The 22,084-nt window shown below is 59.1% G+C and carries 15 protein-coding genes, 1 tRNA gene and 1 pseudogene; 9 read left to right on the top strand and 8 right to left on the bottom strand.

Annotated elements, in window-relative coordinates:
- Positions 1–88: 88 nt before the first annotated feature.
- Positions 89–1,324 (top strand): pyridoxal phosphate-dependent decarboxylase family protein, encoded by a 1,236-nt coding sequence (locus CP97_RS03525; RefSeq protein WP_048884813.1) that lies wholly within the window; start codon positions 89–91, stop codon positions 1,322–1,324.
- 269 nt (positions 1,325–1,593) lie between these two features.
- Here the strand turns inward: CP97_RS03525 and CP97_RS03515 are convergent.
- Both CP97_RS03515 and CP97_RS03510 read right to left on the bottom strand, forming a co-directional pair.
- Positions 1,594–1,680, bottom strand: a tRNA-Leu gene (locus CP97_RS03515).
- A gap of 108 nt (positions 1,681–1,788) precedes the next feature.
- Entirely contained in the window at positions 1,789–2,619 is an 831-nt protein-coding gene (locus CP97_RS03510; protein ID WP_048884811.1) for a zinc-ribbon domain-containing protein, read from the bottom strand.
- A 162-nt stretch (positions 2,620–2,781) separates the two neighbouring features.
- On the opposite strand from CP97_RS03510, the gene ftsE reads away from it, so the two are divergent.
- The 4 genes from ftsE to CP97_RS03490 are packed head-to-tail and all read left to right on the top strand — an operon-like array spanning position 2,782 to position 5,716.
- A complete protein-coding gene (ftsE, locus tag CP97_RS03505) occupies positions 2,782–3,507 on the top strand; it encodes a cell division ATP-binding protein FtsE (protein ID WP_048884810.1) in 726 nt (241 codons plus the stop codon).
- The gene (locus CP97_RS03500; protein ID WP_048884809.1) at positions 3,504–4,424 is read left to right on the top strand and encodes a cell division protein FtsX; all 921 of its coding nucleotides are present in this window, start codon (positions 3,504–3,506) and stop codon (positions 4,422–4,424) included. Before ftsE ends, CP97_RS03500 begins: the two co-directional genes overlap by 4 nt.
- Before the next feature lie 10 nt (positions 4,425–4,434).
- Positions 4,435–4,962 carry a YdcF family protein gene (locus CP97_RS03495; RefSeq protein ID WP_048884808.1) on the top strand — a complete coding sequence of 176 codons (528 nt, stop codon included), beginning with the start codon at positions 4,435–4,437 and terminating at the stop codon, positions 4,960–4,962.
- A 4-nt stretch (positions 4,963–4,966) separates the two neighbouring features.
- Positions 4,967–5,716 (top strand): lysophospholipid acyltransferase family protein, encoded by a 750-nt coding sequence (locus CP97_RS03490; protein ID WP_063612346.1) that lies wholly within the window; start codon positions 4,967–4,969, stop codon positions 5,714–5,716.
- Here the strand turns inward: CP97_RS03490 and CP97_RS03485 are convergent.
- Entirely contained in the window at positions 5,713–6,444 is a 732-nt protein-coding gene (locus CP97_RS03485) for an Nmad3 family putative nucleotide modification protein (RefSeq protein WP_048884807.1), read from the bottom strand. The two genes, CP97_RS03490 and CP97_RS03485, sit on opposite strands and share 4 nt — an antisense overlap.
- 102 nt (positions 6,445–6,546) lie before the next feature.
- Between CP97_RS03485 and putA the strand changes: the two genes are divergently transcribed.
- Positions 6,547–9,663, top strand: a complete 3,117-nt coding sequence (gene putA, locus CP97_RS03480) for a bifunctional proline dehydrogenase/L-glutamate gamma-semialdehyde dehydrogenase PutA (protein ID WP_048884806.1) — start codon at positions 6,547–6,549, stop codon at positions 9,661–9,663.
- A 102-nt stretch (positions 9,664–9,765) separates the two neighbouring features.
- Here the strand turns inward: putA and CP97_RS03475 are convergent, their stop codons facing one another.
- The gene (locus CP97_RS03475; RefSeq protein ID WP_063612489.1) at positions 9,766–10,578 is read right to left on the bottom strand and encodes an SAM-dependent methyltransferase; all 813 of its coding nucleotides are present in this window, start codon (positions 10,576–10,578) and stop codon (positions 9,766–9,768) included.
- 174 nt (positions 10,579–10,752) lie between these two features.
- On the opposite strand from CP97_RS03475, the gene dcd reads away from it, so the two are divergent.
- On the top strand, positions 10,753–11,307 hold the full coding sequence (gene dcd / locus CP97_RS03470; protein ID WP_048884805.1) for a dCTP deaminase: 555 nt from the start codon (positions 10,753–10,755) through the stop codon (positions 11,305–11,307).
- A gap of 15 nt (positions 11,308–11,322) precedes the next feature.
- Here dcd and CP97_RS03465 read toward each other — a convergent pair whose 3' ends face one another.
- Positions 11,323–13,506 (bottom strand): TonB-dependent receptor, encoded by a 2,184-nt coding sequence (locus CP97_RS03465; RefSeq protein ID WP_048884804.1) that lies wholly within the window; start codon positions 13,504–13,506, stop codon positions 11,323–11,325.
- Positions 13,507–13,736: 230 nt separating this feature from the next.
- On the opposite strand from CP97_RS03465, the gene CP97_RS03460 reads away from it, so the two are divergent.
- On the top strand, positions 13,737–14,081 hold the full coding sequence (locus CP97_RS03460; RefSeq protein ID WP_048884803.1) for a hypothetical protein: 345 nt from the start codon (positions 13,737–13,739) through the stop codon (positions 14,079–14,081).
- A 3-nt stretch (positions 14,082–14,084) separates the two neighbouring features.
- On the opposite strand, the gene gltX is transcribed toward CP97_RS03460, so the two are convergent.
- A complete protein-coding gene (gene gltX, locus CP97_RS03455; RefSeq protein WP_048886685.1) occupies positions 14,085–15,407 on the bottom strand; it encodes a glutamate--tRNA ligase in 1,323 nt (440 codons plus the stop codon).
- Between the two features lie 28 nt (positions 15,408–15,435).
- Between gltX and CP97_RS03450 the strand changes: the two are divergent.
- Positions 15,436–16,635: pseudogene (locus CP97_RS03450) on the top strand (polysaccharide lyase family 7 protein).
- Positions 16,636–16,681: 46 nt separating this feature from the next.
- Here CP97_RS03450 and CP97_RS03445 read toward each other — a convergent pair.
- Together CP97_RS03445 and rpoC are read right to left on the bottom strand one after the other, a co-directional pair.
- A complete protein-coding gene (locus tag CP97_RS03445; RefSeq protein WP_048884802.1) occupies positions 16,682–17,500 on the bottom strand; it encodes a hypothetical protein in 819 nt (272 codons plus the stop codon).
- Positions 17,501–17,599: 99 nt separating this feature from the next.
- Entirely contained in the window at positions 17,600–22,033 is a 4,434-nt protein-coding gene (gene rpoC / locus CP97_RS03440; protein WP_048884801.1) for a DNA-directed RNA polymerase subunit beta', read from the bottom strand.
- Positions 22,034–22,084: the final 51 nt, after the last annotated feature.

Below are 22,084 nucleotides of genomic sequence, written 5' to 3'. Positions count from 1 at the left end.
TTCGAAAGCCGACCAAGCTTCATATCGGTAACACCAGCAGACCGAGCATTTGTCGTGCATAAATGCCGCCCGATGCTATCATCGGCAAATGCAGTCTTCGCCAGACATCAACACGCTCGACAAATCATTTGCTGTTGAAAATGATGCTCTTCTGGAAGCTGTCCGGCTCCTTGTCGAACATACGCCAGGCGCCCCTGCCTTCGCCTTTGACGATTTGCCTGCCCATCTGCCCGAGGCTGGTGCAGGCGAGCGGGAGTTGTTGCCCGATCTCGCCGCGCTGGTACTGGGCGGTGCTCACCGGCTTGATAGCGAACTTTCCTTTGCCCACATGGACCCGCCAACACCGTGGCTGACATGGGCGATGGCGCTTTGGAACGCGCGACTGAACCAGAATCTCTTACATCCTGAAACCGCACCTATTGCCCGCAAAATTGAAGAACTCACCATTGCGTGGCTTGCCCCGTTTTTCGGAATGGATGGCGGTCACATGGTGCCAGGATCGACGGTGGCGAACTTGACTGCGCTTTGGGCGGCACGTGAAATTCGAGGCATTGAAGAGGTCGCCGCGCCGATCACGGCGCATGTTTCGATCGAGAAATCGGCGCGACTGCTTGGCCTGCAGTTTCGCCCGCTACCTACGGATGACCAGGGCCGGATGCTGCCAGAAGCAGCGGTCAACCTGGAGCAGTCATGTCTCGTACTCGTCGCAGGCGCAACATCCACAGGCGTTATCGATCCCCTAATTCTTGCAGGGTCAGCGGCATGGACGCATGTGGACGCCGCATGGGCTGGGCCACTGCGCCTTAGCGAAACGCATGCAGGGCTTCTTGATGGCATTGAACACGCTGATTCAATTGCAGTTTCGGCACACAAATGGTTGTTTCAACCGAAGGAATCAGCACTGGTTTTCTTCCGCGATGCGACAGCGGCACATTCAGCGCTTTCATTTGGCGGAGCTTACCTGGCTGCACCAAATGTCGGATTACTCGGATCACACGGTGCGGCGGCAGTGCCGCTTTTCGCCACCTTGTGGGCCTGGGGCCGTGATGGAATCGCGTCGCGCCTGGATACCTGCCTCGCGGCAGCAGAGAAGTTTGCCGCCTTTGTCGAGGAAGACGAGCGCCTGGAATTGTTCGGCCGTCCAGAAACCGGCGTCGTTGTCTGGCGCCCCCGCGACAAGAGCGTTGACCAAATCAGCGCGATCTTGCCTGTCGGACTTGCTTCTCGAACAACAATAGCAGGAAGTGAATGGCTGAGATGCGTGTCGGCCAACCCATCTGCCGATGTCGATGCCATCATCATGGCCGTTCAGAAAGTGATTTGATTAAACCTGCCGCTCCGGAATTTATCCATATTTGCCGACGCGTCAGAGGCGTCGCAGATCGTCGCCACAAACTGGTTGGCGCCCACCAGCTGGCTAAATTTCAAGCGTGGGCAGAGTGCTTTCAGAAAGAGGATCGGGCCAATGTGGGCCGCCCTCTGTCCAGGAAAGCGGTCTTTCTCGCCCTCACCACAGAAATGCATACGCCCACCTCGCCACTTTCATGGCTCAGGGCGCCCGAAGGCGAAAGTATGTCTGCTTGGCTGACTGTCTGGTGCGGTCGAGAAGACTCGAACTTCCACGGCCTTTCGGCCACAACGACCTCAACGTTGCGCGTCTACCAGTTCCGCCACGACCGCACATCGAAGAAGGAAAGGCTTATCAGCCTACCTTGGTAGGAGCGCGCCACTAGCAAAAGGGCATTGGGCCTGCAAGCAGCTAATCACCATGTATCGCAGCAATGCCGATTATTCGGGTTTCCAGCCGAATTGAACTTCGCTGGCTGAGCGGGGGATGTCGGTGACAGCCTCGTTCACTTCGACCACTTCGCCCGGTGCCAGCGTGCGCCGTGGTGGTGGCACCACCCAGTCATACACTTTGCGGCCGCGCGAATCGCGCAGCACGATAAGGATTGACGGGATTGTTTCGGTATGCGTCCCGACATTGGTTATGGTGCCGGTCGCTCCAAAAAACTCGGTGCCATTGGATAAGGTGCGCCGTTCCTGCCTTTCACGCGGGAAATCCAGCTGCAAATCGGGATTGCCCGCGGCGAAGGTCGGTTGATCAACCTGCACCCAATCCGGCAGACCCCAATATGAAACCGCAACGATCAGCCCGGCCACCATGATTGCAAAGATAGCCGCCGCCCAGGTCCAGAGCTTGAGCGGATTGCGGCGCGGCCTGAAAGGCGGTTCATGGTCGAAATGCGAAGTTTGCTGGTAATCTTGATCCGCCATGCTCACCTGCGGCGCGCGGATTTCATCGGGTACGACAGGGGACGGCGGGACAGGGGACGGCGGAGCAGGCGTCGGTTGCGGCGCTACTTCTACCGCTGAGGTGTCATCATCAGCAATGCCAGCGTCCTGCGCATCAACGTCAGCCACATCCTGAGTAGCCGACGGCGGAGGGGCCGGTGCATCAGCGGGCGCTGCCGTGTCTTCCTGTGGACGTTCCAGCACTGGACCATCCTGGAACCAGCTGTGGCGACATTTCGCGCAGCGCACAGTGCGGCCTTCCACGCCAATGGCGGTATCGGGGACGACATAGCGTGTCGTGCAGGCAGGGCACTCGATGATCATGGGCCTATTCGTAATTCCTAACCCGACCATTGCGATGCAACAAGTTTGGCAATGGGCTTATCACCCTCTTGCGGCTTTTTTCCACAAGCACCAGCGTCTATAGTGCCTCGACAGGCGTTTCTTGCCCTTTCCGTTATTCGCACAAGGCCCTAGCTAACCCGAATGTCCAGCGCGGAAAGCTCCATTGTTCAATTTGCCAATGTCGGGCTGCGCTATGGCACCGACCGTGAGGTATTGAGCGACATATCCTTCACGCTCTATCCGGGCCGCTTCTATTTCCTCACCGGGGCGAGCGGTGCGGGCAAGACCTCGATGCTCAAATTGCTTTATCTTGCGCAGCGCCCTTCGCGCGGGATGATTTGGATGTTCGGCAATGATGTGATTACCCTGCCACGCAAGGCCATGCCCGATTTCAGGCGACGAATTGGCGTGGTATTTCAGGATTTCCGGCTGGTCCAGCACCTGTCCGCCTTCGATAATGTGGCATTGCCACTGCGCATTTCGGGCATGAGCGAAGGGCAAATCCGCAAGCCTGTGGCTGATGTGCTGGAATGGGTTGGCCTGCAACACCGGATGGATGCCCGCCCGCAAACCCTTTCGGGAGGAGAACAGCAGCGTGTGGCCATTGCCCGTGCCGTGATCGCCCGTCCTGAAGTTCTCGTCGCAGATGAACCGACGGGCAATGTCGATCCAGAAATGGCGTTGAAGCTGCTTCGGTTGTTTGAGGCGTTGAACCGGCTGGGCACGACCGTAGTCGTCGCCACCCATGACGTAAACCTGCTGCGTAAAGTCCCCGATTCGCTTATCATGCGGCTCGACAAGGGTGCCTTGTCCGATCCCACCGGCGCCCTGCGCTATCCCCCCAGGCGCGAAGTGATGAAGGGATGAGCGCGCCTTCCCCCATTCGCCGGGGCAGGCCGCGCTTCGGCAATTCCGCCAGCTTGTTGCAACAAGCCCGCATTGCCGGCCCGATGCCTTGGGTCATCGCTATCATGATCGCCCTGACGGTAATGGCCGCTGGCGCCGGACTGGCGCTCAACAATCTGGCCGCAAACGCGCGGGACGAGATCGCCGGCGGTATCACCGTGCAGATCGTCGAAGCGGCTCCGGCAGAGCGGGATCGGCAGGCAGAATGGGCGGTCTCCTTCTTTTCCAATCGGGACGATGTGACTTCGGTGCGGCGCGTGCCTGATGAAGAACTGGTCGATCTGCTGGAACCGTGGCTAGGCGAAGTGGGCCTGGCAGAAGAGGACGGCGTACCCATCCCCGCCATGGTCGATGTGCGCCTTTCAGGCCCTCTCACAGCCAATCGCCTGCGCGCCATCCGCACCGAACTGCTGGTTCTGGCACCCGCGGCACGCATTGACGCACAGGCAAGCTGGCTGGGGCCGGTGTTTGATGCCATCCGCGCCTTGCAGTTACTTGCCATTGGGATGATTGTCTTGCTGGCCTTCACCAGTGCGGCAGCAGTATGGCTGGCGGCGCGAAGCGCGCTCGGCTCCAACAGGGACACGATAGAGGTGATCCATCATCTTGGCGGGACCGACAGCCAGATCGCCAGTATCTTCCAGCGTTCCATCGGCCTGGATGCAGCCCTGGGCGGAGCGGCAGGACTGCTGCTTGGGCTGGCAGCCCTATTCGTGATTGGTCGCCAGTTCGCGCAGCTGGAATCGGGATTGGTCGCCGGTGGGGGTTTTGGGCCGCTGGACTGGGTTGCAATCGCGGCCATTCCGTTGTTTGGGATCGTGCTTGCCATGATCACAGCGCGATTCACCGTGATCGCCGCGCTGCGACGGATGCTGTAGGGGCCAGCCGATGATCCGCCGTTTCATTGCCATACCAATTATAATCTGGGCACTGGGCTTCGTTATTTTCGCTGCCAGCCTGCCGCAGCCAGCCGCATTGTCGCAGACCGATGCTATCGTCGTGCCAACCGGCAGCGGCGGTCGCATTCAGCGCGGGCTGGAGGTGCTGCAATTGGGCGCTGCAGAAAAGCTGCTGGTGACCGGTGTTGATCCCGCCGTCCAGCCAGACGAATTCGAAGCTGAATATGAAGTGCCCGTGCGGATCATGGACTGCTGCGTAACGCTGGGCTTTTCGGCGCTCGATACGCGCGGCAATGCCCGCGAAACGGCGCAGTGGATGGAAGAGCGGGAATATACCTCGCTGCGACTTGTCACAGCAGACTGGCATATGCGCCGCGCCGAGGCGGAACTGGCGGACCAATTGCCCGACAATATCACGATCTTGCGGGATGCGGTGCGTTCCGAAGTCAGCCTGTCGACGCTGTTCGTGGAATATCACAAGTTTCTCGCCGTCACGGCGCTGAAGGCGCTGGGATGATACAATGATCCTGCTGCGCAATATCGCCTTTTGCATCGCTTTCTACATCGGCTCACTCGTGCTGTCCTTCGGGGCAGCCGGTTTCTCCTATGTCTATCCGAAATGGGTGCGGCCGTGGTGCGATGCATGGTCAGCATGGCATCATTGGTGCTGCACGCATTTACTGGGCTTGACCATTCGCGAAACGGGCACGCGCCCTGACCAGCCAGCGCTCTATGCCATTAAGCATGAGAGCTTTTTTGAAGCGATCGCCATGGCGAATACATTCGATCATCCCGCAGGCGTGGCCAAGCGCGAACTGTTCGACATTCCCGGCTGGGGCCGCGCGGCACTGGCTTATGGGCTGATCCCGGTGGCACGCGAACAAGGCGCGAGCGCGCTTCGTTCCATGCTGAAAGCTGCCCGTCCCGCGCTCAAACAAGGGCGACCCATCGTGATCTTCCCCGAAGGCACGCGGGTTCCTCATGGCACACAGCCTCCGCTGCAATCGGGCTTTGCCGCACTGTACAAGCTGTTCGGCTTGCCGGTGGTGCCGGTGGCGGTCGATAGTGGCAAGCTCTACCGCTCCGGTCTCAAGCGGCCGGGCGTCATCACCTGGCATTTTGGCGAGATGATAGAGCCGGGCCTACCGCGTAAGGAAGTCGAGGCCCGCGTCCATGCCGCTATTAACATATTCAATCGCGATGACGGTGACGATGGGATCGCCGATGAAGCGCCTGCGCCCGAGCCTGAGCCTGAGCCTGAGATCGACTAGGCTTCTATCAACGAGATTATGCGCGCTGCCCAGTCTCTCCCCACCTTGCAATCAGCGATATCGGTGACGAATTCCTGTCCGCGGGCGACGCTTTGCAGGCGGTTGTCCGGCATCCAGCGATCTTCCCTGCCATGATAACTCAGACCCTTCCGGCGCAGCCAGCCGGGCACCTGCCACAGGCTGGGCGGCCCTTCGGGAACGGTCAGCCGCAGTTCCTCCAGCGCCCTCGCACCTGTAGCTCCGCGCCCGCAGTAGATCATGTCGTTGCGCCCATGCATCGCCAGCGCATGTGGGTGATCGAGCGCGGCAAGATCAGCGCGGACAGACTGGCTGCAAGTGGCAACATCTACAGCTTCCTTCACCTCCAGAAATCCGAAGATCCGATGGTGCGGTGCGCAGCTATCTTCGCGGAATAAACCGAAAAACAGGAACAGATCGCCTTCGCCGACCTTATTATTGACCAGGTGCGTCTGCGCCGCACCGCACTGGCCTAACAGGGCGCGACTATTGGGGAGGAACAGGGGATCATTGTGGCAAGCATTCGTACCAAGCAGCTTACCGTGGCTGGCACGTCTGGCGTGTTCGTCCAGACCAAGTGCCGCGAAACTGGTGCGCGAAATACCCGCGCTGTCAGGGATCGGCAGGCTCAACGTACGGCCATCCACAATGGGTGACGGACCGCCGCCTGCGCTGCTATCAAACCCCTTGCGACTGAAGATGATTTTCATGACCTCGCCCCTATCTCAAAGTTCACCCCCGCTTCAATCGATCCTCTTTGCAATCAACTTTGCTTGCTTGCGGTTGAAACCGTATGCGAAGGGGCTTGGTACATGACTATTGATCGAATCGCGCTCCGCTCCAGCTATCGCATGGATGAAGAAGCCTGCATTGCAGAGCGGCTTGAACAGGCCGCGCCTGTCGCTGCTCTCCACGGTCCGGCGTCGGAATTTGCCACCCGTCTGATCGAAGGCGCACGCAAACGGACAAGCAAGGGGCTGGACGCTTTTATGGCGACCTATGGCCTCAACACCGAAGAAGGCATTGCCCTGATGTGCCTGGCTGAAGCCTTGCTGCGCGTGCCTGATGCCGAAACTGCCGATGCGCTGATCCGTGACAAGCTGGCCAGCGTCGACTGGTCCGAACATCTTGGCGAAAGCAAATCGGTTTTCGTCAATGCTGCCACCTTCTCGCTTATGCTGACGGGCGAGGTCCTGCGCGGTGGTGTCCGTAGCGAAGCGGGACTGGCCAATACCCTGCGCCGCTCTACCGGGCGGCTGGGCGAGCCGGTGATCCGCCAGGCAGTCCAACAGGCCATGCGCATTCTTGGCGGACAATTTGTCTATGCCCGCACGATCGAAGAGGCGATGAAGCGCGCCGCGCCCGAGCGCAAGCGCCATCTCGCGCATAGCTTCGATATGCTGGGCGAAGCGGCCATGACGATGGAAGATGGCGAGAAATACCGGCTGGCCTATTCCCGCGCAATAGAACGGCTGGCACGCGAAGAAGGCGGGGTTCACGGCGGCCCCGGCATTTCAGTCAAGCTGTCCGCGCTTTATCCCAAATATGATTTCTTCCATGCAGAGGCGGCCAAGGCGCATATCCTCCCGGTATTGCGCGAACTGGCGGTCCAGGCGCGCGAAGCCGACATGCACTTCACAGTCGATGCCGAGGAAGCAGAGCGGCTGGAACTGAGCCTCGACATTATAGAGACGCTGCTGGCCGATGATGACCTGTTCACCACGGAATCGGGCAAGCAATGGGACGGCTTCGGCCTTGCCATCCAGGCCTATCAGAAACGGGCGGTGCCACTGTGCCGCTGGGTGGCGCGCGCTGCCCGCAAACATGACCGCCGCCTGTTCGTGCGACTGGTCAAGGGCGCCTATTGGGACGCGGAAATCAAGCACAGCCAGATTGGCGGGTTTGACGATTATCCCGTGTTTACCCGCAAGGTGGCGACCGATGTGTCCTATCTCGCCTGCGCGCGTGAATTACTGAAGGCAGACGATGCCATCTACTCCGCCTTCGCCACACATAACGCCTATACCATCGCCGCTATCAAGGTGCTGGCGAAAGAAGAAGGCGTGGCCGGTTATGAATTTCAGCGGCTGCACGGCATGGGCGAAGAAGTGTATGACGCGCTGGCCCAAATGGAAGGCGACAAGCGCACCCGCGTAAGGATTTACGCGCCCGTCGGCGGGCACAAGGAATTGCTCGCCTATCTCGTGCGGCGTTTGCTGGAAAACGGCGCCAACAGCTCCTTCGTCAACCGTATGGCCGATGCCGATGTGCCCGTGGCAGAGATGGTCACCGATCCGGTGGCAGAGCTTTCCGGCATGGCAGTGCGCCGCAACCCCACCATCCCGCTGCCGGTCGATATCTATCCCAACCGGCGCAACAGTGCAGGCGTAGACATCGCCGATCCGCTGGTGCGCGAAAAGCTATCTGAAGAACTTGAATTTTGGCGGCAGGACGATCCCCTAGCGGCCCCTACCCTGCGCGCTGATGCGGGCGGAAAGGCCTTGCCTGTTCTCGCCCCGCAATCGGGCAAGCGAGTGGGCAGCTGGATGCCGGCAAGCGAACGCGATGTCGATCTCGCTATCGCCCGCGCCGTGGCCGCGCAACCCACGTGGGATGCGATGGGCGGGGCAGCGCGCGCCGCCTTGCTGGACCGCGCATCAGACCTGCTCGAAGCCAATACTGCGCGCCTTATCGATCTCTGCCGCCGCGAAGCGGGCAAGACGGTGATGGACGGCGTGCTGGAAGTGCGCGAGGCGGTGGATTTTCTGCGCTATTACGCGTGCGAGGCGCGCATGCTGTTTGGCGCACCGCAGCCGCTTCCCGGCCCCACTGGTGAGACCAATCTGCTGCGCCTTCACGGACGGGGTGTATTTGCCACGATTTCGCCGTGGAATTTCCCGCTGGCCATTTTCATGGGGCCGGCCGCAGCCGCACTGGCGGCAGGCAATACAGTACTCGCCAAGCCTGCCGAACAGACCCCGCTAATCGCCGCGCTGGCAATTGACCTGTGCCATCAGGCAGGCATCCCCAAGGACGTGCTGCAATTTGTTCCGGGTGATGGCGAGGTGGGCGCGGCGCTCACTTCCGATCCGCGCATTGCGGGCGTAGCTTTCACTGGCTCAACCGGGACCGCGCATGCGATCAATCGCTCGCTCGCCGCACGTGAAGGCGCCATCGGCACGCTGATTGCCGAAACCGGCGGGCAAAACGCGCTGATCGTGGACAGCAGCGCATTGCCCGAGCAGGTGACGCGGGATGTCATCGCCAGCGCTTTTCAAAGTGCGGGGCAACGCTGTTCGGCCTTGCGCGTATTGTTCATTCAGGATGACGTCGCAGACGACATGGTGCGCATGATCAAGGGTGCGTTCGAATCGCTGGTGATCGGCGATCCGGCACGGCTGGAAACTGATGTTGGCCCAGTGATTGACGCCGAAGCACGCGAAAAGCTGCAAAACCATGTGGAGGAAATGCATGCCGAGGGCTTCCCCGTCTGGCGCCTCGCCCTGCCGACCGAATGCGAGAATGGCCACTTTGTCGCCCCGACGATTATCGAAATCGGCTCTATCCTCGATCTTGATGAGGAACAATTTGGCCCGATCCTGCATATCGTCCGCTATCCCGTTGGAACGATGCGGCAGGTAATCGATGATATAAATGCGACCGGATACGGGCTGACGCTAGGCCTCCACAGTCGCATTGCGGAGACACGCGAATTTGTGGAATCCCACGCTCGCGTCGGCAATTTCTATGTCAATCGCAACCAGATCGGCGCAGTTGTCGGCAGCCAGCCGTTTGGCGGCGAAGGCCTGTCAGGCACCGGCCCCAAGGCAGGCGGCCCGCATTATGTCACAAGGTTTGCGACTGAACGAGTCACCACGATCGACACGACTGCGGCAGGCGGTAATGCAAGCTTGCTGGCGGGCGTGTGACACCACGCGACGATTGTCAGGAAATTCGCTGAAGCCCCTTCGCGCGGCAACAGGCAAATGTTCTGCGTATAGTTGATGGCGAAACGCAGCGTGCGCCCTGCATCATTCGGCCTGCCGTCTGGCGATCCATTCCGCCCCGTCAGTCGGGAGCAGGCGATCGCCCTGCACCACGCCTTCAAAGACCCGCTTTCCATCAGCAAGGTCGATGCTGAAGCGCAAGCGATCACCTTTCAAGACGGGGCTGATCGCGCTGGCTTCGCCGTTGATCAGCGCGGTTCCATCCACTTGCTGGAAGGTCTGCTGAAGTTCGACCGGGATCGATCTTCCTTCAAAGTTTAGCTGCCATGATCCTGCGATTTGTGCGGGGACGATCCACAGATATGCGGGATATCCGCTGGCCCGGCGCACTTCATCTGGTCGCCAATCGCCCATTTTGAACCTGTTGCTGACAACGCGGGTGCCCGGTCTGAGCTGTTCAAGGAGGCGTGGGCGCAGGCGCAAATTCACGCTCGGCAGCAGGAACATGGTCACGACATCGGCTTCGTGCAGAGGCGTTTCGAACAAATCCTGTTCGCGAAAGGTCAAATGATCCGATAAACCCAGTTTTGCGGCCTCTGCCGCAGCGCTGTCTATCAATGTCGGGTCAAGATCGACCCCAAGCCCACTTGCACCACGATCACGCGCAGCCGCTATTAATATGCGCCCGTCGCCTGTTCCCAGATCAATGACATGATCGGATGCGCCCACCTCCGCCATGTCGAGCATGGCATCCACCATCGCGCTTCGCGTTCCGACATAGGGCACATCGAGCGGAGGTGTGATGCCGAGGAATACGCGCACCGCGCTTGCATCAAAGCCGAGGCTGACGAGCCCGAACAACGCCAGCGTTGCCACCGTCGCTATCGCGAACTTCATGCCCTGGCGCCACATTCGTCGAACTAACCTCACAAAATCAATCTAATCAACCATGCGTTGACGGTTCCATCCGGCGAGAGTCAGCCCGATCGGGGACCGCGTATCGTCATACAGGAGGGGATATTTTCCGCCGATAGCTTGCCCCTTCCCTGCACTTCGGGAATCCCTTTGGCCATGGCAATTCTTTCCGACAAATGGATTCGCAAACAGGCGCAATCGCACGCGATGATTGAGCCTTTTACAGAGGCGCAGCGGCGCGACGGATGCATTTCATATGGACTGAGCTCCTATGGCTATGATGCGCGCGTAGCAGATGAATTCAAGATCTTCACCAATGTCGATAGCGCAGTCGTCGATCCAAAGAATTTCGACAGGAATTCGCTGGTCGACCGGCAGACCGATGTCTGCATCATACCGCCCAACAGCTTTGCTCTTGCGCGCACGGTAGAATATTTCCGCATCCCCGATAATGTGCTGGTCATCTGCCTTGGCAAAAGCACCTATGCGCGCTGTGGAATCATCGTGAATGTCACCCCACTGGAACCGGGTTGGGAAGGCCATGTCACGCTTGAGTTTTCCAACACCACGCCGCTGCCCGCCAAGATCTACGCCAATGAAGGTGCGTGCCAGTTCCTGTTCCTCAAGGGCAATGAACGCCCGGAAGTCACCTATGCTGACAGGGCGGGCAAATATATGGGGCAGCGCGGGGTGACGCTGCCCAGGCTGTAATCCTGAAAGCCGGGGCTAAAAGCTCGCCCTTGCGCTCAGGCGGAAATTGCGGCCCGCCAGTGGCACAAAGTCCTTGGTGAAGCTGGAAGCGCGCCGCCCCTCTGTATCGAATACATTGTCCACCTGCGCCATAAAGGTGAGGTTGTCGTCTCCTTCAAACGGATGCCAGGCCAGCGACATATTGACGAATGTAAAACCGTCGGTCGCCGTTTCGGAAGGGGCCGTGAAAGTATGATCATCGTGCCATTCCACTTCGCCACGCAGATCGAAATGCGCCCACCGCGCCTCAAGCGCGCCCGACAGGCTGAGCGGGGGAATACGCGGCACGGCATTATCATCTGACAGCTCGGCGCGTGTATAATCACCGCGCAGATCACCCAGCAGGCTGAAATCATCACCTTCCCAGACGGGGAAAGTGATCTGTCCTTCAACACCCCATTGATCCGCATCCTGCTGGCGGAAGGCATAGACAGGCAGGCCGTCCTCCTCATCGCCCGTGGCAGACAAATAGATGAAATCATCGAACCAGTTGCGATAGATGCTGGCGTTGATTTTCACCTCGCCGATTTCGCCACGCAAATAGGCTTCGCTGCCCCAACTGGATTCCACGTTCAGATCGGGATCGCCCAGTTCGAATTGCTGGGTGGCAATATGCGGACCGCTTGCGAACAGTTCCTGCGCCGAAGGCGCGCGTTGCGTGCGAGAGAGGTTGAGGCCAGCGCGAAAGTTTCCGATCAAGGCATAGGAAGCACCAGCCGCAGCAGAGAATGTATCGAAGCTGCGATCCTGCCCCATCACCTCTGCCTCGATCGAAGTCGTTTCAAAACGGCCACCCAATTCCAGCTCGAAGCGGTCGAAGTCCAGCTCCTGAAGCGTGAAAAGTGAAAATGTCTCGGTCACATTGGGCGGGATGAACGCCTCTTCGCCGGTCGCTTCGAAATCGACATGCGAATATTGCGCTCCAAGTGCGCCGCTCAGCATTCCGCCCGCAAAGCTGCGGCGCGACTGCACGAGTTCGACGCGCCCTTCCACGCCCTGCACATCGAACACCGTGCCTATCTCGTCGCCTTCAAATTCGGTATGCGTGTAATCGGACCAACCCCAGCGGGTCTGCACTTCGTCAAAGAAACCGGTGCCAAGATCGAGGGTGCCGCGCAGATCGACGCGATATCTTTTCATTCCGATGGAGACCGGCACTTCGCCTTCCTCCTCGACGTCATCATCATGATCGTCGTCTTCATGGTGATGCGCGTGGCCACCACCAGGAAGGCCGGGGACGCCGTAGCTGGTGTCAAAGTAATCAAAGGATACACCAAGATTGCTGCTGCCCGAATGAAGGGCGATTCCCGTGCCGAGCGAGTATGTCTCGGTATAGCTATTGGGCAGGACGTCACGGATATCGGCCGCTTCGCGCAGCTCCTCCGCCTCGTCCAAATGGCCCTCTTCCTCCTCCTCTGTAGCATCGGCAAGAAGGTCTGCGCGCAGGGATGGTGAGGCGGCAAAGCCGGGTATCTCAATGTCATCGGTATTGCGATAGCTGCCATCGAAATGCACCGCGAAATAGCGGCCGATCGGCGCATCGAGAGAGATGCCACCTTCGCGCAAATTGGATGCGGAATCGAAGCCTGCCAACGCGTCAATATGGATAGGTTCGTCCGGGATACGCGGCGGGATACGTTTGGTAATGACATTGACCGCGCCACCAATGGCCTGGCTGCCATAAAGCAGCACCGCCGGACCGCGCAGCACCTCTATCCTATCGGCAATTAGCGGATCGGCGACCACCGCATGATCGGCCGAGGCACCCGAGGCATCCAGCGATCCAATGCCGTCTGTCAGTACGCGCACGCGCTCTCCGCCAAAACCGCGCAGAACGGGGCGCGATGCACCAGGCGCGAAGCCGCTGGCGGTGACACCGGGCAGGCTGGCGAGCACTTCACCCACCTGTCCGTTGCTTTCGCGCTGCAATTCCATGCCGGTGATGACAGAGGTGCCAGCGATCATATCAAGCCGGTCCATACCTGCCGCAGTGACCACAATCACCGAATGCAGATCATCCAGCGCGGGTTCGCTGCGCCCCTCTTCGGTCACGCTTTCGCCCTCTCCATCCTCGGAATCTGGCTGCGTGGATGATGTCTGCGCATAAGCACTGATTGGCATTGCGGCAGAAGCGAGAAGAGCAATGGCAGCTATTTTCATGAAATGAGGAATTTCCCGATAGGTGATAGTGTAACATCACAACGATTAGTGAATTTCTCCTCGTGCGCAAGCGAAATTGTTGCCGGTCGGAAAAATTTGCTGATTAGGCCTGTCGGGCAAGGCCAGTGGCATTATGCGCAAGGCGAAAGCGGTTGCGTCTGACACCACCTTGGTCCCATAATGGCGTAACAGTGGCAATTATAAGCCAAAACGTTTCAGGGGTTGCGTTGATGAAAGTCTTTAAAGCAGTCGTGCTGGTGCTTCTTGCCCTGCTCAGTCTTGCGGCCGGTTTCGCCAAATTGACCCATGCGCCGGACGAAATTGCGTTCTATTCAGGGCTGGGAATCAATCTGAATTGGCTTCTTCCCTTCGGCATTTTGCAGGCCGGTGGGGCGCTGATATGCATGATACCGCGCATACGGAAAGCCGGATTGCTGATGATCGCCGCAGGGTTTGCCCTGTCCAGCCTATTCATCTTTGCCTCGGGTTATCCGGTTTTCGGCATAGTTTCCCTGCTGCCGCTAGCAGTTTCGATCTGGCTGATGGATCGCACGCCTAGGCCGCTTCGCGCCTGAAGATCAGGCCTCAGCCAACCGCGCGCGCGCCTCTTGCTCGCCCATGAGCGGCAGCAATTCCGCCATGTCGGGCCCGTGGTCCATGCCGGTCAGCGCCTGACGCAGCGGCAGGAACAGCGCCTTACCCTTTCGACCGGTGCTTTCCTTCAGACGGGTTGTAAGCTTCGCCCACGGATTGTCTCCCCACTCAAGCTGCTGCGCGGCTTCGGCCAGAAAAGCGCGATCCTCTGCTGAAAATGAGGGTTGCTTGATGGGGCCTGTGACAAGAGCCCACCATTTTGCGGCTTCGCCCACTGTCCCCACATTGGGGCGTATGGCGTGCCATCCGGCCTCGTCCATGCCTGCGGGCAGCCGATCGCTGACATCGGCATAATTCATCTGGTGGACTATGGCGGTGTTCACCCGCTCCAGCTCGGCATCGTCGAATTTGGCAGGCGCCCGGCCAAATGTGGCAAGATCGAAACTGTCGATCAGCGGCTGGCGTTGCGCAATCGGCTCCACTGGCAGGGACGTGCCCAACCGTGCCAGCAATGCCACCAGCGCTTCTGGCTCCATGTCGCGTTCGCGAAATGCATCACAGCCCAGGGATCCCAGTCGCTTGGACAATTTGCCCTCGCGTCCGACCAGCAGCGCCTCATGCGCAAAAGCCGGAGGGGTCGCTCCCAATGCCGTGAACATCTGGACCTGCACTGCCGTGTTGGACACATGGTCTTCGCCGCGCAGCACATCGGTGATGCCCATATCGATATCGTCGACGGCGCTGGGCAGCATATAGAGCCATGATCCATCGGCGCGGCGGATGACAGGATCGGAAAGCTGGGCTGCATCGAATTTCTGCGCCCCGCGTACGCCATCATCCCAGCCGATCGCCTCTTCATGATCAAGCCGGAAACGCCAGTGTGGAGCCAGCCCGGCAGCTTGATTTGCTGCACGCTCCTCTTCAGTCAATTTCAGGGCGGCGCGGTCATAGATCGGCGGAAGCCCGCGCCCCAGCTGGATCTTGCGCTTGAGCTCCAGTTCCTGCTGTGTTTCGAAAGCGGGATAGACTCGGCCTGCATCCTTCAACTTCTGAAAAGCATCCTCATACAGCGCCAGGCGAGCAGACTGACGTTCCTCGCCATCTGCCTCAAGCCCGAGCCATGCCAGATCAGCCCTGACCGCATCGACGAAATGTTCCTCGCTACGCTCTGCATCGGTATCGTCTATTCGCAACATGAAACGCCCGCCTGCCTTTCGGGCGAGCATCCAATTATGGAGCGCGGTGCGGATATTGCCGACATGCAGGCGGCCCGTGGGCGATGGGGCGAAGCGGGTGATCGTGTCCATCGCCCGCCGATAGCCGAGCGTGTTGCGCATGGAAAGATTTTCGCTCGCGCTCCTTCTTCATTCTGCACCGAAACGCACGCTGGGTAGGCGCGGCCAATTGTGTTGCTTGGCATTCAGCATGAATAGGATATCATACCTAAGAAGCAGACTAATGGGAAAGACCAATATCCTGGCAAGCTTGCTTACCAGATCCGCCATCGCTGCATCATGCCTGGTCGGATTACCCGCCGCCGTACTGGCAGGTCCGCAGGACACTCCCCCGCCGGGCAGTGCATTCGATCTTTCCTATTGGAAGATCACCCTGCCGATTGATGGCGATGATGACGGGCGGGTGGATGAAGTGGATGTGGGCGATATACAGGATTTTTCACATCCTGATTTCTTTTACCTCAATGCAGAAGGTGACATGGTTTTCACCGCGCCTAACCGCGCGACGACCACTTCGGGATCAAGCAATACGCGTAGCGAACTGCGCCAGATGCTGCGCGGCACCAGCACCCGCATCGGCACGCATGGCGGCGGCAATAATTTCGCTGTCGAAGCGCGGCGCGATTCCCATAAATTCGGCTCGGTAGGCGGCAGGCTGGAAGCCGCGGTCAGCGTTGATCAGGTGGCGGTGAAAACGCAATACCCCGATCGCAACCCGGCCTATTCCGTGGTTGTCGGGCAAATCTACGCCGTGGGCTATAACGATACCAGCAGCGGCTTTGGCTATGGTAACGAACCGATCAAGATCTATTACAAGAAATTTCCCGGTCAAGACACAGGATCGGTCTTCTGGACCTATGAACGCAATCTGGCGCGCGACAATCCCGATCGCAGTGACATCGCCGTTCCGGGATGGGAAAACATCTGGGACAATGCCGAAGATCCGGGCGAAAACGGCAACTCTCTGGGTGAGTAATTCACCTATGAAATCAATGTCCACCGCAATACGATGTATGTGACATTCACCAGTGAACGCCTTGGCGCCGTGAGCCATGCGATCAGCCTGGTGCAGGGCGTGGACGAGAAAGACAATCCGCAGGGCTACGGCGGCGATTCGCTCTATTTCAAGGCCAGCGCGTATAATCAGTGTTCAACCAGGACCTCGGAAGGGTTCTGGTATGCGGGCTGCGACGGCACTGGCAACTGGGCAATTGACAAGGCCAATGGCGATTACGCGCAAGTATCATTCTCGCGCCTCGTCATGGGACCATCGGCGCCGTTTTCCGGTGCTGTTGAGTGACGGGAAAAGGCGTGCGCCAATCCGCGCATATCCCGGCTCGCCTCCCCTATTGCGAGAACAGGGTGAGCGAGCGACCGCCTCCCGAGATACGTACGCCGTTTTCCGGCGTCCTTCCGATCCGCTCCGCCTGATCCAGCACGCGCGTGACATCGATCAAGCGCGGCGGCAGACCGATCGTGCAGACAGGAGGCGGAGTGCGCGTATCGGCAGGCGGTTGGCTGGTGCGCGGGCCTGTGGCGAAATCCGTGTCATCTATCTTGTAGCTGTAGATCATTCCTGCGCAGCGCGGCGCCCACCAGATTTCTTCCTCGTTCGCGCTTAACGCGATACCATGGGGTTCATCGAGCGACTGGCCATCTATGCCCGCCACGCGCCATTCACCCACAAGGCTGGCGATTGCAGGCAACGAAGGCGCACGCTGCAATTCGAGCCGATGGCCAGAGCCTGTCACGATCAATGCGCCAGCGGTTTCACGCTCGATCTGTTCGAGTGACGCAAAGGCGTCCTGAATCGCAATTTCACCCGGAGCAAGACCGCGCTCGCACATGGCGAAGCCTGGATCGTGCCGTGGCTCTGCCTCAATCACATCGCCTGTGCGCGACCATTCCCAGTCGGCAAAGATGCATTGCGACTGGAAGTGAATTCGCTGAGGACCAATGGTGATCATCGGCTGATATCCGTCAATATTGATAAGCGGCGGCGCACCATCAATCTGGACCACCACATATTCTCCAAGAATGCTGTCACTTGGCACCTCGACGGTTTTGACGCCGGTCGGCAGCTTCGTTTCGCCTGTCGGCGGCGAACAGCCGATCAGGGCCAAAGCAGAAAGCGTGGCTGTGATCATTCCGCTGGGGGAACGCATCCTTTGTCTCCTTCACCTGCAATAATGCATCGACCAGAAAAAGGCCCCGAAGGAGCGATCCTTCGGGGCCTCTTCAAAGTGCCGCAAGATGCAGGGAGCTTACTCGCTCTCGCCGCCCTGCCTAGTGTCTTCTTCCTTGGCCTCTGCATCCTTGGCGATGGCTTCGGGCTCTGTGCCTTCATCCTCGCGCAGATACTCGCCAGCGTCGGCATCGGTACCGGTGCCACTGTCGATCATTGTGGCCATGGTGGCATCACCTGTCGCTGCGTCTGTGGCATCACGTGCCAGTTCTGCATCATGCTGTTCCTCGGCGGAATCGGCGGCGACGACTGCCGCTTCCTTTTCTGCCTGTTCAGCTGCCTCGGCAGCAACCAGCGCATCATTCATCTTCTTATATTGCGCGCGGATCGCCGCGTCGCGCGAAGATGCGGTGACCCGCATACGGTTCATGCCAGCGCCCGTGCCCGCCGGAATCAGGCGGCCCACGATCACATTTTCCTTCAGACCGATCAAAGTGTCCTTCTTCCCTTCGACCGCGGCTTGCGTAAGCACACGCGTGGTTTCCTGGAAGGAGGCAGCAGAGATGAACGAACGGGTCTGCAGGCTGGCCTTGGTGATACCCAGCAAAATCGGCGTGCCGGTGGCATGCTTCTTATTACGGGTCAGCTTGGAGTTGATCTCGTTCATTTCCTCGTGATCGACCTGTTCACCCGGCAGCAGCGTGGTGTCGCCGCCATCGGTGATCTCGACCTTCTGCAGCATCTGGCGAACAATCACCTCAATGTGTTTGTCGTTGATCTTCACGCCCTGCAGTCGATAGACTTCCTGGATCTCGGTGCAGAGATATTCGGCCAGCGCCTCGATCCCCAGAACATCAAGGATGTCATGCGGATTGGGGCTGCCCGAAATCAGCGTGTCGCCCTTCTTGACGAAATCGCCTTCCTGGACGTCGATCACCTTGGTCTTGGGCACCAGATATTCCACCGGATCGCCTTCTTCCGGCACAATCGCGATCTTGCGCTTGGCCTTGTAGTCACGGATGAATTCCATCCGGCCACTGATCTTTGCGATCACGGCGGCGTCCTTCGGAATACGCGCTTCGAACAGCTCGGCAACACGCGGCAGACCGCCGGTGATGTCGCGCGTCTTGGAGGCTTCACGCGAAGCACGCGCCAGGATGTCACCTGCCTGCACTTCCTGACCGTCCTCGACAGAAAGCGTGGTGCCCGGTGCCAGCATATAACGCTGCGCTTCGGTTTCCTCTTCCTTCTTGCTCTTGCCCGTGCCCTTGGCATCGTCATCACCAAGCAACGTCAGGCGCGGACGCAAGTCTTCCTTGCTGGCACGACCGGTGGAGCGAAGCTCGGTCACAACGCGCTGGGCGATGCCGGTTGCTTCGTCGACGCGTTCTTCCAGGGTCTTGCCTTCGACAAGATCCTGATAGCGCACGACGCCTTCGGTTTCAGTGATGATCGGCAGGGTGAACGGATCCCACTCAGCCAGGCGATCGCCTTCCTTCACCTTGGCGCCGTCCTCATGCATCAGCATGGTGCCGTAAGGCACACGGTGAATGGCGCGTTCACGGCCTTCGGCATCGACAACCACCATTTCACCATTGCGGGCCAACGACAGGCGGCGGCCCTTCTTGTCGGTGATAGTAGGCATGTCGCGATAAACGACCTTGCCGTCTGAAATCGATTCAAGGTGCGAAGTTTCATTCACCTGTGCCGCGCCGCCGATGTGGAATGTCCGCATAGTCAGCTGGGTACCCGGCTCACCGATGGACTGTGCCGCGATAACGCCGACAGCTTCACCGATATTGACGGGCGTACCACGCGCAAGGTCACGGCCATAACAGGTCGCGCAAACGCCCTGCTCAGCTTCGCATACCAGCGGGCTGCGGATCTTGGCGACCTGTGTTTCGGCCTCCTCGATCAGCTTCACCATCGGTTCGTCCACCAGCGTACCAGCCTTGACGATCACTTCGTCATTGGAGGCATTGACGATGTCTTCGGCAAGGGTGCGGCCCAGAATACGCTCACCGATGGAGGCGATCACGCTGCCGCCCTGCACGATGGCGCGCATTTCCAGCGCATTGTTGGTCTTGCAATTTTCTTCGACGATCACGCAGTCCTGCGACACATCGACGAGACGACGGGTCAGATAACCCGAGTTCGCCGTCTTGAGCGCGGTGTCCGCGAGGCCCTTACGGGCACCGTGGGTGGAGTTGAAGTATTCAAGAACGGTCAGGCCTTCCTTGAAGTTCGAGATGATCGGGGTTTCGATGATCTCGCCCGAAGGCTTGGCCATGAGGCCACGCATACCAGCAAGCTGCTTCATCTGCGCGGGGCTACCACGCGCGCCCGAATGGCTCATCATGTAGATCGAATTAACCTGTGCTTCGCGCCCGTGCTCGTCCCTGGGCGTGGCTTTGATCTCATCCATCATGGCAGCCGCCACCTGGTCACCGCAACGGCTCCAGGCGTCGATCACCTTGTTGTATTTTTCCTGCTGGGTGATGAAGCCGTCCTGATACTGCTGCTCATAGTCAGCAACCAGCGCCTTGGTTTCATCAATCATGCCGTCCTTGGTGTCCGGAATGATCATGTCGTCCTTGCCAAAGCTGATGCCGGCCTTGAACGCGTGGCGGAAGCCCAGCGTCATGATGGCATCGGCGAACAGCACCGTGTCCTTCTGGCCGGTGTGACGATAGACCTGATCGATCACGTCACCGATTTCCTTCTTGGTCAGAAGGCGGTTGACGACATCGAAGGGCACCTTGTGGTTCTTCGGCAGACATTCTGCGATCAGCATGCGGCCCGGCGTGGTTTCGACGCGCTGCATATACTGCTTGCCGGCCTCATCCGTCTGGGGGACGCGGGTGGTGATCTTCGAGTGATAGGTGACAGCCCCGACGTGGAGTGCCTGATGCACCTCGTTGATGTCGCCCAGCACCTTGCCTTCGCCCGGCTCGCCTTCGCGGTCCATCGAAAGGTAATACAGACCCAGCACCATGTCCTGCGAAGGCACGATGATCGGCTTGCCGTTAGCAGGCGAAAGGATGTTGTTGGTGGACATCATCAGCACGCGCGCTTCCAGCTGGGCTTCCAGCGAAAGCGGCACGTGGACGGCCATCTGGTCACCGTCAAAGTCGGCGTTGAAGGCCGAACAGACGAGCGGGTGCAGCTGGATAGCCTTGCCTTCGATCAGCACAGGCTCGAACGCCTGGATGCCAAGACGGTGAAGCGTGGGTGCGCGGTTGAGCATTACGGGATGTTCACGGATCACCTCGTCGAGGATGTCCCAGACTTCCTTGCGTTCCTTTTCGACCCATTTCTTCGCCTGCTTCAAGGTCATCGACAGACCCTTTGCATCGAGACGTGCGTAGATGAACGGCTTGAACAGTTCCAAGGCCATCTTCTTGGGCAGGCCGCATTGATGCAGCTTGAGTTCCGGTCCGGTCACGATGACCGAACGGCCCGAATAATCGACGCGCTTACCCAGGAGGTTCTGGCGGAAACGGCCCTGCTTGCCCTTGAGCATATCAGACAGGGATTTCAGCGGACGCTTGTTGGCACCCGTGATCACGCGGCCGCGACGGCCATTGTCGAACAATGCATCCACCGATTCCTGCAACATGCGCTTTTCGTTACGCACGATGATGTCGGGCGCGCGCAATTCCATCAGGCGCTTCAGGCGATTATTACGGTTGATGACGCGGCGATAAAGATCGTTGAGATCCGACGTCGCGAAACGGCCACCATCCAGCGGCACCAGCGGGCGCAGTTCAGGCGGGATGACCGGCACGACTTCAAGGATCATCCACTCAGGACGGTTGCCCGAATCGATGAAGCTTTCGACGACCTTCAGACGCTTGATGATCTTGGCGGGCTTGAGCTTGGATTTGGTGGTTTCCAGCTCGTGCAGCAGATCGGCCTTTTCCTGTTCCAGGTCGAGGTCCATCAGCATGATCTTGACCGCTTCGGCACCAATGCCGGCGGTAAAGGCATCTTCGCCATATTCGTCCTGCGCGTCGAGCAGTTCATCCTCGGTCAGCAGCTGGAATTTTTCCATCGGCGTGAGGCCGGGCTCGGTGACGATATAGCTTTCGAAATACAGCACGCGTTCAAGCTGCTTCAACTGCATGTCGAGCAGCAGGCCGATGCGCGACGGCAGCGATTTCAGGAACCAGATATGCGCAACCGGCGCGGCCAGTTCGATATGGCCCATGCGTTCACGGCGGACCTTGGTCACGGTGACTTCAACGCCGCACTTTTCGCAGACGACGCCCTTGTATTTCATGCGCTTGTACTTGCCGCACAGGCATTCGTAATCCTTCACCGGACCGAAGATGCGGGCACAGAACAGGCCGTCGCGTTCAGGCTTGAACGTGCGGTAGTTAATGGTTTCCGGCTTCTTGATTTCGCCGAAGGACCAGCTGCGAATACGCTCCGGCGAGGCCAGACCGATCTGGATCTGGTCGAAGGTCTCCGGCTTGGAGAGCTGGTTGGTGAATTTGGTCAGTTCATTCATTTTTGACACTTCCCTTAGGGGGATCAACAGGGGTTGGAGGGGAGGCGGCCG

Origin of the sequence: Aurantiacibacter atlanticus, assembly GCF_001077815.2 — a bacterium.
Lineage (GTDB): Bacteria > Pseudomonadota > Alphaproteobacteria > Sphingomonadales > Sphingomonadaceae > Alteraurantiacibacter > Alteraurantiacibacter atlanticus.
Note: the sequence above shows the minus strand (reverse complement) of the source record. Positions and strands in the feature narration are given on the sequence as shown.